Origin of the sequence: Pseudomonas sp. MIL19 (genome assembly GCF_028680365.1) — a bacterium.
In the GTDB taxonomy this organism is placed as follows: Bacteria; Pseudomonadota; Gammaproteobacteria; order Pseudomonadales; family Pseudomonadaceae; genus Aquipseudomonas; species Aquipseudomonas spirodelae.
Map to the genome: position 1 here is coordinate 191483 of NZ_JAPPVG010000002.1, position 12124 is coordinate 203606.

Below are 12124 nucleotides of genomic sequence, written 5' to 3' on the forward strand. Positions count from 1 at the left end.
CGCTGATTGTCCGCAAGCATACCGAGGCCATCGGTTGGCGACCAGCAAGCAAGGCCTGGGACATTCAGCGCGCCGATGCAATTCAAACAAGCGTATGTTTTTACGTTGACAGTCCTTGAGCTTCCCCATACCCTCGCGAAACTTTCACCGTACCGGAAACCAACGGACGTGGGCAGCATCTACCTGATACGACATGGCCAAGCCTCCTTCGGTGCAGACGATTACGATGTGCTATCGCCCATTGGTATTCGTCAGGCCGAAGTGCTGGGTGCTCACCTCGCGCAACTCGGCACGCACCTTGATCGCAGCGTCAGTGGCAGCCTGCGTCGCCAGCAGCATACGGCCGACAGCGCGCTGCAGCAGTTGCGGGCGGTTGGGATTGATGTACCGCCGCTGGAAACCGATCCGGCATTTAATGAGTTCGATGCCGACGCGGTAATCCGCACCCTGCTCCCGGACATACTCGGCGAAGAACCAGAAGCCCTGCATATCCTGCGCAATGGCGCGAATAACCGCGCTGAGTTTCAGCGCCTGTTCGCTGAGCTGATTGGACGCTGGATTTCGGGCGAGCACGACAAGCCAGAGCTGCAAAGCTGGCAAGCGTTCGTCGAGCAGGTGCAAGGTGGTCTTAGCCGCCTGTTGGAACAAGCAGACAGCAAACAGAATATCGCCGTGTTCACCTCTGGCGGCACCATCACCGCCCTGCTGCACTTGATCACCGGTATACCGCCTGCTCAAGCATTTGAGCTGAACTGGCAAATTGTTAATACCTCACTCAGCTGCCTGAAATTTCGCGGCAGCCAAGTGACCCTGGCTTCCTTCAACAGTCATGTGCATTTACAGCTGTTGAAGGCGCCGGAGCTCATCACTTATCGTTGAGCTGCGGCCCACTGCACCCATTAAGGGCGCTAGAAAAACCTGAGAAAAAGGAATAAACCATGAGCGTTGCAGACATCGTCAATACCATGCAGTCCAAATTCAACGCCGGTGCCGCTGCAGGCCTGGACCTGGTGTTCCAATTCAACATCGAAGATGGCGAAAACTACGCCCTGATCGTCAAAGACGGCACCTGTGCCGTTGAGCAAGGCGACAACCCTAACGCCAGCGTGACCCTGATCATGGACACCGAAACCCTGAAAGGCATCACTAGCGGCGAAACCGACGGCATGCAAGCCTTTATGTCCGGCAAACTGCGCGCCGAAGGCGACATGATGCTGGCCATGAAACTGGGCGAGCTGTTCCCGGTTTAAGCAGCAACTCAGCAATAAAAAACCGGAGCCTTGGCTCCGGTTTTTTATTGCTCGTGTTTATAGAAACCGCGGCCCCGCCTACGGCTCAATCGCGGCAATGCACCGACTGACCGGCGGCGAAAGTTTGCTTGATAGCGCGGTCATCACCGAGCATGGTCAGGGCGAATAACCGCTCTTCGAGCGTCTTGGCTTGCTGCATACGGTAGCTGATCAGCGGCGTGGCGTTGTAATCGAGCACCACGAAGTCGGCGTCTTTTCCAGGCAGGAAGTTGCCCAGTTTATCGTCTAGGTACAGCGCGTTAGCGCCGCCCAGAGTCGCCAGGTACAGCGACTTGAACGGGTCAAGCTTTTTGCCTTGCAGTTGCATGACCTTGTACGCCTCGTTCAGCGATTGTAGTTGGCTGAAGCTGGTGCCCGCGCCGACGTCGGTGCCCAGGCCGACGCGTACGCCGTGTTCTTCGAGTTTATTCAGATCGAACAAGCCGCTGCCGAGAAACAGATTCGAGGTTGGGCAAAAGGCCACGGCCGAGCCGGTTTCGGCCAGGCGCTTACACTCGCCGTCGCACAGGTGCACGCCGTGGGCGAATACCGAGCGGGCGCCGATCAGCTTGTAATGGTCGTACACATCCAGGTAGCTCTTGCGCTCGGGGAACAGCGCTTTTACCCATTCGATTTCCTTGCGGTTCTCGGACAGGTGGGTGTGCATATACAGGTGTGGGTATTCGCCCAGCAGTTTGCCGGCCAGGGTCAGTTGCTCTGGAGTGCTGGTTGGGGCGAAGCGTGGGGTTACCGCGTAATGTAGGCGGCCCTTGCCGTGCCAGCGCTCGATCAGCTCCTTGCTGTCGGCGTAGCCGGATTCCGGGGTGTCGGTCAGGTAGTCCGGGGCGTTGCGATCCATCAGCACCTTGCCGGCGATCATGCGCAGGTTCAGCGCTTCGGCAGCTTCGAAGAAGGCGTCTACCGATTGCTTGTGCACGCTCCCGAATACCAGGGCGGTGGTGGTGCCGTTGCGCAGCAGTTCCTTGAGGAAGATGCCCGCCACCTCCGCCGCATGGGCCTTATCGGCGAACTGCTGTTCAGTGGGGAAGGTGTAGGTGTTCAGCCAATCCAACAGTTGCTCGCCGTAGGAGGCGATCATCCCGGTTTGCGGGTAGTGGATGTGGGTGTCGATAAAGCCAGGAGTAATTAGCGCATCGCGGTATTCGGTGATCTCAACGCCCTTGAGCGTGGGTAACAGATCAGCGGCATGGCCGACTTTGGCCACCAGGCCGTTGTTGATGACCAGCAGGCCGTCTTCAAAGTACTCATAGGATTGCTCAACGCCCACCACGGCCGGGTCGTCAATGCTGTGCAGGATGGCGGCGCGGTAGGCTTTCACTGGGCTAGTCATGTAACGCTTATCTCAATCTATGGATTTGATCACTCAGACGCGCGGGCGCCTGGGCGGATATTCAGGCCTGATTTCGGCGCGAGGTCGGCAGTAATTTGGCGACGCTGGTTTCACCTTTTTTTACGTCCTGGCCAAAGGTCGCGTTGTAGGTGGCAATCACTTCGCCGGCGATGGACACGGCGATCTCAACCGGCAGCTTGCCTTTGACTTCGGACAGGCCCATGGGGCAGCGCATGCGTTGCATCACATCTGAACTGAAGCCGCGATCACGCAGGCGGTGTTCAAATTTGGCGCGTTTGGTCTGCGAGCCGATCAGGCCGTAGTAGGCAAAATCGTTACGTTTGAGGATTTCTGCAGTTAGCTCGAGGTCGAGCTGGTGGTTGTGGGTCATGACGATAAAGTAGCTACCGGCAGGCATGCGTTCGATTTCGTCGATCACTTCCTCATTGACCACCTTGTCGACTCCGGTCGGGATCTGCTCGGGAAACTCGTTTTCCCGCGAGTCGATCCAGCGCACCTTGCATGGCAGGCTGGCGAGCAGCGGTACCAGGGCGCGACCGACATGGCCGGCACCGAATACGGCGATCTGCGCCTGCGGCTGGCCCATCGGCTCGAACAGCAGCACAGTGGCTCCGCCGCAGCATTGGCCGAGGCTGGCCCCCAGGCTGAAACGCTCCAGGCGAGTGTCCTGGCTGCGGCTTTGCAGCATCTCGCGGGCCAGCTCCATCGCCTTGAATTCCAGATGACCGCCACCGACGGTCTCGAAGATGCGGTCAGCGGTGACCACCATTTTCGAGCCGGCATTGCGCGGGGTTGAGCCGCGTTCTTCGATGATGGTCACCAGCACGCAAGGCTGACCTTGCTGCTGCAGTTCGGCGAGGGCGCTGATCCAGCTCATTTGCTCAGCCTCCAGGTAGGTGGCAATTGTCCTGGGCGCGGTAGGCGCCAGTTGCTTGGCGACGGGTCCAGTATCGGTACCTGCGTCGGCGGCGGTGTTTGCGGTTTCGCTTCGGTGTGTTTTGTCATTGTTGGACACCTGTGGCGTCGGTAGTGATTCTTCTGTCTGTAGGAGGCGCTTCAGCGGCGATTGTCGCGGCTAAAGCCCCTCCCACAGCAGTCTTATGCTGGCGTAAGGTTCAGGCCGGCTCAACCGCTGCGGCGGTTATTGCCTTGGCGTTCTGCTGCAGTTTCTTCATTTGCTCCACCCCCCAGAGCACGCGTTCCGGCGTGGCTGGGGCGTCAATGTTCGGCTGCACGCGGTAGTCCGCCAGACTTGCCACGGCGTCCTTGATTGCACACCACACGGCGATGCCGAGCATAAACGGCGGCTCGCCGACGGCCTTGGAGTGGAATACGGTGTCTTCCGGGTTCTTGCGGTTTTCCACCAGGTTGACGCGCAGGTCCAGCGGCATATCGGCGATGGCCGGGATCTTGTAGCTGGCCGGGCCGTTGGTCATCAGCTTGCCTTTGCCGTTCCACACCAGCTCTTCCATGGTCAGCCAACCCATGCCCTGCACGAATGCGCCTTCGACCTGACCGATGTCGATGGCCGGGTTTAGCGAGGCGCCGACGTCATGCAGGATGTCGGTGCGCAGCATCTTGTACTCACCGGTCAGGGTGTCGACGATCACTTCCGAACAGGCTGCGCCGTAGGCGAAGTAGTAGAAAGGACGGCCAGCGGCCTTGTCACGGTCATAGAAGATCTTCGGCGTGCGGTAGAAACCGGTACTGGAGAGCGATACCTGGCCGAAATAAGCCTTCTGGATCACTTCCTCGAAGCTCAGGAACAGGTCACGTACGCGCACCTGGCTGTTGCGGAACTCGACGTCTTCCGGAGTGACCTTGTATTCGCGCACCAGAAAATCAACCAAACGCTGCTTGAGGGTTTCAGCGGCGTTCTGTGCAGCCTTGCCGTTGAGGTCAGCACCGCTGGAGGCGGCAGTCGGCGAGGTATTTGGCACCTTGTCGGTGTTGGTCGCGGTGATCTGGATACGCGAAATATCCACCTGCAACACTTCAGCGACGATCTGCGCGACCTTGGTGTTGAGGCCCTGGCCCATCTCGGTGCCACCGTGGTTCAGGTGAATTGAACCGTCTGTGTAGATGTGGATTAGCGCGCCAGCCTGGTTGAGGAAGGTGGCGGTAAAACTGATGCCGAACTTAACCGGGGTCAGCGCCAGGCCTTTCTTGAGTACCGGACTTTTGGCGTTGAACGCGCGGATTTCTTCGCGGCGCTTGGCGTAGTCACTGCTGTCTTCCAGTTCGGCGGTCATCTCATGGATAACGTTGTGTTCGACGGTCTGGTGATAGTGGGTGACGTTGCGCTCGGTCTTGCCGTAGTAGTTGAGCTTGCGCACTTCCAGCGGGTCTTTGCCCAGGCTGCGGGCGACCGCATCCATGATCTCCTCGATGGCGACCATGCCTTGCGGGCCGCCGAAGCCGCGGTAGGCGGTGTTCGAGGCGGTGTTGGTCTTGCAGCGGTGACCATTGATGGTGGCGTTGCCGAGGAAGTAGGCGTTGTCCGAGTGGAACATCGCGCGGTCGACGATCGAGCCGGACAGGTCCGGCGAGTAGCCGCAGTTGCCGGCCAGTTCGATTTCGATGCCGTGCAGCAGGCCGTTGTCGTCAAAGCCGACGTCGTATTCGACGTAGAACGGGTGACGCTTGCCGGTGATCTGCATGTCTTCGACGCGCGGCAGGCGCATTTTGGTCGGGCGACCGGTGAGGTGCGCAATGACTGCGCACAGGCACGCCGGGCCGGCGGCCTGGGTTTCCTTGCCGCCGAAACCGCCGCCCATGCGACGCATGTCAATGACGATCTTGTGCATCGGTACGCCGAGCACTTCGGCTACCAACTTCTGCACTTCGGTGGCGTTCTGCGTCGAGGTGTAGACGATCATGCCGCCGTCTTCGGATGGCATTACTGAGGAAATCTGGGTTTCCAGGTAGAAGTGTTCCTGGCCGCCGATATGCAGGCTGCCTTGTAGGCGGCGCGGTGCAGTGGCCAATTCGGCGGCGGAGTTGCCGATCTTGTGCTGATGGCTATCGAGGACGAAGTGTTTCTTGCGCAGCGCATCGACCACGTCCAGTACCGGCTCAAGGTCTTCGTATTCGATAATTGCGGCCATAGCCGCCTTGCGTGCGGTTTCCAGACTGTCGGCGCCGACGGCGATCACCACCTGGCCGACGTATTCAACTTTTCCGTCTGCTAGCAGCGGGTCACCCGCAACCACCGGGCCGATATCCAGCTGGCCGGGTACGTCCTTGCTGGTAATCGCAATGGCGACACCGGGAATCGCGTAGCAGGGCGCGGTGTCGATGCTGATGATGCGCGCGTGGGCGCGATCGCTCATACGGGCATAGACGTGCAGCTGGTTAGGGAACTCCAGGCGGTCATCGACGTAGATGGCTTCGCCGGATACATGCTTATCAGCACTTTCGTGTTTAACGCTGCGGCCAACGCCGGTGGTGATGTCAGCGCGGAACAGTTCAGCCAATTCGGCCTGGCTTTTGGCTACGTGATGGTTAGACATAATCGGTCACCCGTGTTTCGACTTCGGGAGTTTGTAGCTCAAGGAAGCATTTACGCAGCAGGTTCTGCGCAATAAGCAGGCGGTATTCCTTGCTGGCGCGGAAGTCGCTGAGCGGGGTGAAATCCTCGGCCAGCGCATTACACGCCCGCTCGATAGTTTCTTGGGCCCAGGCAGAGCCAAGCAAAGCCGCTTCACAGGCAGCGGCACGCTTCGGGATAGCCGCCATACCGCCAAAGGCGATACGCACGCTTTGCACCACGCCCTCTTCGACCACCAGATTAAAGGCCGCACAGACGGCAGAGATGTCATCGTCCAGGCGCTTGGACACCTTGAAGGCACGGAATGCCTGTTTGCCCTGATAGCGCGGCACGATGATCTTCTCGATAAACTCGGCTTCCTGGCGCGCCGTCACTTTGTAATCGAGGAAATAATCTTCGATCGGCAAGGTGCGGCTTTCGCTGCCTCTACGCAGGACGATTTGTGCACCAAGCGCGATCAGCAGCGGCGGCGCGTCGCCAATCGGCGAGGCGTTACCGATATTGCCGCCCAGGGTGCCCTGGTTGCGAATTTGCAAAGAAGCGAAGCGGTGCAGCAATTCGCCAAAGTCCGGGTAGTCCTGGGCCAGCGCGGCGTAACAATCGGACAACGCGGTGGCGGCGCCTATTTCGATGCTGTCAGCGGTCACTTCGACGCGCTTCATCGCTTCGATATGGCCGACGTAAATCATCACCGGCAGTTCGCGGTGGAACTGGGTGACTTCCAGGGCCAGGTCGGTACCACCGGCGAGCAGACGCGCTTCCGGGTTGGCCGCGTAGATGTCAGCCAGGTCGGCCACGGTCAGCGGCAACAGGCAGCGTTTATCGCCGCTGTTGAGCTCGGCCGTTTCACGCGGCGCGATAGATTTCAGCTGGGCGACGGTCTGAGGCTCAAAAGCGTCGAACTGGTCCGGCTGCTTCTGGCAGCAGGCTTGTTCGGCGGCGTCAATAATCGGGCGGTAGCCGGTGCAGCGGCAGAGGTTGCCAGCCAGAGCTTCCAGGGTGTCGGCCTTGTCGAAGCCGCTGCTATTTTTCTGCAGGGCGAACAGCGACATGACAAAACCTGGGGTGCAGAAGCCGCACTGCGAGCCGTGGCAGTCGACCATGGCCTGCTGCACGCTGTGCAGTTGGCCTTGGTACTTGAGGTCTTCAACCGTGATCAGTTGCTTGCCGTGCAACGAGGAAACGAAGGTCAGGCAGGAGTTGAGGGTGCGATAACGCACGCGCTCGCCCTCCAGCTCACCGACTACAACGGTGCAGGCACCACAGTCGCCAGAAGCGCAGCCTTCTTTGGTTCCGGATTTGCCGACATGCTCACGCAGGTAATTGAGCACGGTGACGTTTGGGTCGAGGGCATGCTCAGTACGCAGCTCCCGGTTGAGTAAAAACTGGATCAAGGACGACCTCCAGGCACTTTTATTGTTCTCTTATCAGGCACTGCTGAAACGACTGCACAGGGCAGCACAGCGTTTCCACACGGCTTGGCATGAGGCAAATCTAGAGTTTTCTGACTTTATGGTCAACAAATATTTGACCCTAAAGTCAGAGGCGCTTTATGCAATTCAGCCATGAGCGGGAAAGCTCAGCTAATTTGCTTAAACGCTAGCGGCTTTTGTGCCAAATACTGCGCTGCAGCTGGGACAAATAGCCTGACATGCATGCACGCAAAGAGACGGGACTGAGAGTTACCTGGCTGTATGCTGCTTTTCGATCGACCACACTTGATCGACCTAGCGAGGCGCTAGGTGATGGCTGGCGTGCTTAAACCTATTGACTGGCTGAACCTTACTGCCAGTCCTTGAGCGCCTGTTTAGCTGCGGGGTTCATCGGCTCGGCCAGCAAGCCGGCAGGCGTCAGATTGATGCTGTAAACCGCTTCATCGGCAAGCGGCAGGTACGTCACTCGGCGCGCCTGAGGATCAAAGACCAACAAATCATGCTGACCCAACCGCAACCAGCGCCACAGGTCGATGCCGTATGGGCTGTGTGCCAGTTCGACGCGGGTATGCAGGGCCTGGCTTTGTTGTTCGATCGAAAGAAAACGCCCCGAGAGCTTTTCCAGACGATAACCCGGCTGCAAGCCGATCAATGCCGCCAGGCCCTTCCACTGTAGAAAGCGGGCATCCAACTGCCACAGATCACCTTCCATCGTCAGCGTACGTTCACGCCCACCCTCCAGCAGCGTGACCCGATACAACGGGCCATCCGCTTTGAAGCTCAGGGTCGCCAGCGGCTTGTCTTCGGCAATCGGTGCATAGCTGCGCAAATCGACAGCCAATATGCCGATCAGTACTGCCAACGCGAGAAATGCCAGGCCGCAAGTGCCACGTAACCAGCCGAGAAACCACTGCCGATTAAGCAGAATGCGAACCGCTACAAAAGCAGCCAGCAACGCCAGCAGCGCCGTTGCCCATGCGAGTCCATCGTATTGCATCGCTGTGCATTCCTTATGGTTGAAGTTGCGGGCATTATGCGCAGCTGCCAGGCTGGCGAACAGCAAGCGAGCAACACAATTAGACACAGGGCGTGTTTTATAGCCTGTTGTTTTTCGTGGCTATCGTCTGCCCATCGCTACATGACCTTTAAAAAACTCCCGGTAAATCTCCATGGTCTTCCCATTTGAACTCAGCGTTGACCTGTCGACGCTGGCCATCCTTGCTCTGGTCGCGTTTATTGCCGGCTTTATCGATGCCATTGCTGGCGGCGGTGGCCTGCTGACCATTCCCGCGCTTTTGACTGCCGGCCTCCCGCCGCATCTGGCGCTGGGGACCAACAAGCTTAGTTCGACCTTTGGCGCGGCGGCTGCCAGTTACACCTTCTACCGGCGCAAATTGTTTGACCCCAGCCAATGGCGCAATGCGTTGATCGGCACAGCGGCGGGTGCACTGCTTGGCGCGGCGATGGCGCAATGGTTACCGTCGGCGTGGTTGAACCAGATGCTGCCTGTGGTGGTATTTGCCTGCGGCTTGTATCTGCTGTTTGGTAAAACCCCAGCAGCGCCGCTGCTCGCCGACGCACCGATCGCCCAGGGCCGGCAGTGGCCACAGAGCCTGAGCCTGGGTTTTTATGACGGCGTGGCCGGGCCGGGAACGGGAGCGTTCTGGACGGTCAGCAGCCTGCTGCTCTACCCGCTTGACCTGGTTAAGGCCAGCGGCGTAGCCCGCAGCATGAATTTTGTCAGCAATATTTGTGCACTCAGCGTGTTTATCTTCAGCGGGCAAGTGGCCTGGCTGCTCGGCCTGTGCATGGGTCTGGCGCTGATGGTCGGTGCGTTTCTCGGCGCACGCACCGCGATCAAGGGCGGCTCAAAGTTTATCCGCCCAGTGTTCATCCTCGTGGTGCTGGGCTTGACCGTGCGTCTAGCCTGGCAGCACTGGTTCGGGCTGGCCTAAACGGCGCGCGACATAGGCATCAATCAGGTAACGCGCAATCGAGCGTGCCGCCGGTAACGGCGGCAGATCGTGCACGCTGAACCATTGCGCATCCTCAATCTCATCGACCTGCATGACGATCTCGCCCGAGGCGTATTCGGCATGAAAGCCCAGCATCAGGGAGTGCGGGAAAGGCCAGCCCTGGCTGCCCAGGTACTGCACATTATTGATTTCGACCCCCACTTCTTCGCGCACTTCACGGGCTACGCACTGCTCCACCGACTCACCGGCTTCGACAAAGCCGGCCAGGGTGCTGTAAATACCGGAAACGAAGCGTGGAGAACGCGCCAGGAGGATCTCATCGCCGCGCGTAACCAGCACAATCATGCTGGGTGAAAGCCGCGGATAATGCTGCAACTCACAACGCGGGCAATGCATGGCCCGCTGCCCAGGGACATGCTGCATTGCCCCGCCACAGCTGCCACAGAAGCGATGCTGGCTGGCCCATGTGCCGATCTGCGTGGCGTAGCTGAGCAACTTGAAGGTGTCCGCATCGCCTTGCAGCATGAATTGGCGCAGGCTCTGCCAAACAAACCCTGGCATCTCGAAGGGCTGGTCCAGCTCCAGCAGGTAAACCGCATCGCCATCAAAATGGCCCAAGCCATGCTCGGCGAGCACCGGTAAATCTTGCTTCTTTAACCATTCACGGGGGAACAGTACGCCGTTGCTATCGGCCAGAAAGTGCTGCTTAAAATGCACGACAACCCAGCCGCCAGGCTGCTGACTGTCGATAAAGGTGGCTTGCCAGCGCTGCATACTCAGGCCTCCAACGGCATACCCAACGCCCGCACGCTTTCAGCGGCGAGGTCGAGCACACTTGGCTGAGTTTCCGGACGCATCACTGCGCCGGCTTCCAGGTAATACTCAAGGCTACTGAGTGCATCAGCGAGCGTTTCCAGCATCTGTTCGGAAGGCATCTGCGGCGCATCAAACATCTGCTTTTGGATGTAATCGGCGCAGGCACCGACCAACGCGGCGGCGCGCTTTTGCTCGAGAAACCACAAACCACCGCGCACGGCCTGCAGGCTGAGCGGTACGTTGGACAGGTGCATACGCTCACCGCCCGACTCGAGGTACGCCGTAATCGCGCGCTTGGCCAACGCCAAACCCGCCTGCGCTTCATCGACCACAACAATGCGTGCTTCATTGAGCTGATGCATGGCAAACGATTCGGCCTCATTGCCAGATTGCGCCGGGGCAGACCGTACTTCACGGCGCTCACCACTCTCCAGGCTGGCGACCATGCCTTCGACGTAGAGCACTGCATCCGCCAGCTTGTTCAGCGCCTGCAGTTGCGGCGCACTCGCCTCCCCCCAACTGGCAACAATGGGCAACTGGGCACTCAACGAGTTGCCGGCAGAGCTGAGCCCGACCATGCCGAGGGTCTTGCTCAACTTGCCAAGTAAGGCATGCAGGGTATTGAGGCTGTCGCTCTGCAATGTGCCGCGCTCGATCAGATCGAGCATGTCTTTCAGGCTATTGAGTTCTTCACGGATCGCCGAGCTCAGCGAACGCATTACCGCCTGACCAGGACCGGCCAGGCGCTGGTATTCCTCTTCAAGCAAGTGATCGGTAAACGGCAGTGGCGCCAAACCGAACACTTCACTCAGGGCCGTCACTTGTGGCCCGCGCGTTCCGGCCAGAGCCACCAGATAGAGCAGCTCTTTAAGCAGGCCACGGGGCGCTTCGTACTGAGGATTAGCGAGTGTCTGTTTAAGTTCACGATCAATGCGCGAGAACAACTGCTTGCGCGATTTACGCGCCAGCAACTGGCCGTCAACCTGCGCCTCGACAGCCGCAGCACCGACCCAGCACAGCCGCCCGCGTGGTTCATTGGCAAATAGGCCGTCGACACGGCTCAGTGCACGCCCCATCAATTTGAGACTGGCCTGTGGGTTCTGCTCACGAATAAAGCCCAGCAAGCCCACTTGGTACATGTGCCGCAAGCGTCGGCCTTCACTTTCGCGCGCCGCGCCATCAATGGCAGGCGGCGCGGTATGCGGGCGAGCGTGGTCAAGACGCACGCTAAAAAAGAAGCTTTCCGGTAAGGCAGGCTGACCGCCGGCCTGACGCAGGTCATTGATCGCTGGCAACAATAGTTCAGGCATTTCCTGGCGATTGGCTTCGACGTTCTCTAGGTAACGACGCAGTACGTGCAAGGCGTTACTCAAGGCTGAAAGCTGCACATCGCGCTCTTCACCGGCACCTGCGGGGATATCGGTCGCTTGATCCAGCACTTCCTGCGCCAGCAATTCGGCGCCGGTCAGCTCGATCAGGTTCAGCGTGCCGCGCACCTGATGCAGGTTTTCCACGGCTTGTTGCAGCAGGCTGCCGTTGTGGCGGTCGGCAATAAAGTGCTCAAGGCTCGACTCGGCCTCTTCCATGGTGGCGAACAATTCATCGCGCACCAGATTAAGCGACGTGGCTCCAGAAACCATGTGCTATTGCGCCTCCCGCGTCAGTGATAAGTACAAGTGCAAGGACTG

10 protein-coding genes are annotated in these 12124 nt (G+C 59.1%); 3 read left to right on the plus strand and 7 right to left on the minus strand.

The window, feature by feature from the left end; genetic code table 11:
• Window positions 1-168 precede the first annotated feature (168 nt).
• A complete protein-coding gene (locus tag N1078_RS02645; protein ID WP_274086651.1) occupies window positions 169-879 on the plus strand; it encodes a histidine phosphatase family protein in 711 nt (236 codons plus the stop codon).
• 59 nt (window positions 880-938) lie between these two features.
• The gene (locus N1078_RS02650; RefSeq protein WP_274086652.1) at window positions 939-1250 is read left to right on the plus strand and encodes an SCP2 sterol-binding domain-containing protein; all 312 of its coding nucleotides are present in this window, start codon (window positions 939-941) and stop codon (window positions 1248-1250) included.
• A gap of 85 nt (window positions 1251-1335) precedes the next feature.
• On the opposite strand, the gene guaD is transcribed toward N1078_RS02650, so the two are convergent.
• The 5 genes from guaD to N1078_RS02675 form a co-directional block, all read right to left on the minus strand.
• Window positions 1336-2640 (minus strand): guanine deaminase, encoded by a 1305-nt coding sequence (gene guaD, locus N1078_RS02655; protein WP_274086653.1) that lies wholly within the window; start codon window positions 2638-2640, stop codon window positions 1336-1338.
• A gap of 61 nt (window positions 2641-2701) precedes the next feature.
• Window positions 2702-3538, minus strand: coding sequence for a xanthine dehydrogenase accessory protein XdhC (gene xdhC / locus N1078_RS02660; protein WP_274086654.1), 837 nt, complete (start codon window positions 3536-3538; stop codon window positions 2702-2704).
• A 238-nt stretch (window positions 3539-3776) separates the two neighbouring features.
• Window positions 3777-6173 (minus strand): xanthine dehydrogenase molybdopterin binding subunit, encoded by a 2397-nt coding sequence (xdhB, locus tag N1078_RS02665; protein ID WP_274086655.1) that lies wholly within the window; start codon window positions 6171-6173, stop codon window positions 3777-3779.
• Window positions 6166-7605, minus strand: coding sequence for a xanthine dehydrogenase small subunit (gene xdhA / locus N1078_RS02670; protein ID WP_274086656.1), 1440 nt, complete (start codon window positions 7603-7605; stop codon window positions 6166-6168). The genes xdhB and xdhA overlap by 8 nt, the downstream gene beginning before the upstream one ends.
• Window positions 7606-7993: 388 nt before the next feature.
• Window positions 7994-8641, minus strand: a complete 648-nt coding sequence (locus N1078_RS02675) for a hypothetical protein (protein WP_274086657.1) — start codon at window positions 8639-8641, stop codon at window positions 7994-7996.
• A 172-nt stretch (window positions 8642-8813) separates the two neighbouring features.
• Here N1078_RS02675 and N1078_RS02680 point away from each other — a divergent pair, with 172 nt between their 5' ends.
• The gene (locus tag N1078_RS02680; protein WP_274086658.1) at window positions 8814-9599 is read left to right on the plus strand and encodes a TSUP family transporter; all 786 of its coding nucleotides are present in this window, start codon (window positions 8814-8816) and stop codon (window positions 9597-9599) included.
• Here N1078_RS02680 and nudC read toward each other — a convergent pair.
• Together nudC and N1078_RS02690 are read right to left on the minus strand one after the other, a co-directional pair.
• A complete protein-coding gene (nudC, locus tag N1078_RS02685; protein WP_411912075.1) occupies window positions 9567-10394 on the minus strand; it encodes an NAD(+) diphosphatase in 828 nt (275 codons plus the stop codon). The two genes, N1078_RS02680 and nudC, sit on opposite strands and share 33 nt — an antisense overlap.
• Window positions 10395-10396: 2 nt before the next feature.
• Complete coding sequence (locus N1078_RS02690; RefSeq protein ID WP_274086659.1) at window positions 10397-12076, minus strand: ferrous iron transporter B; 1680 nt, start codon at window positions 12074-12076, stop codon at window positions 10397-10399.
• Window positions 12077-12124 lie beyond the last annotated feature (48 nt).

What these genes read in the sequence shown, in the direction of transcription:
- N1078_RS02650 (WP_274086652.1), top strand. Translation starts at nt 939, where the DNA reads ATGAGCGTTGCAGACATCGTCAATACCATGCAGTCCAAATTCAACGCC.
- N1078_RS02680 (WP_274086658.1), top strand. Translation starts at nt 8,814, where the DNA reads ATGGTCTTCCCATTTGAACTCAGCGTTGACCTGTCGACGCTGGCCATC.
- xdhB (WP_274086655.1), bottom strand. Translation starts at nt 6,173, where the DNA reads ATGTCTAACCATCACGTAGCCAAAAGCCAGGCCGAATTGGCTGAACTG.
- guaD (WP_274086653.1), bottom strand. Translation starts at nt 2,640, where the DNA reads ATGACTAGCCCAGTGAAAGCCTACCGCGCCGCCATCCTGCACAGCATT.
- nudC (WP_411912075.1), bottom strand. Translation starts at nt 10,394, where the DNA reads ATGCAGCGCTGGCAAGCCACCTTTATCGACAGTCAGCAGCCTGGCGGC.
- N1078_RS02690 (WP_274086659.1), bottom strand. Translation starts at nt 12,076, where the DNA reads ATGGTTTCTGGAGCCACGTCGCTTAATCTGGTGCGCGATGAATTGTTC.
- xdhC (WP_274086654.1), bottom strand. Translation starts at nt 3,538, where the DNA reads ATGAGCTGGATCAGCGCCCTCGCCGAACTGCAGCAGCAAGGTCAGCCT.
- N1078_RS02675 (WP_274086657.1), bottom strand. Translation starts at nt 8,641, where the DNA reads ATGCAATACGATGGACTCGCATGGGCAACGGCGCTGCTGGCGTTGCTG.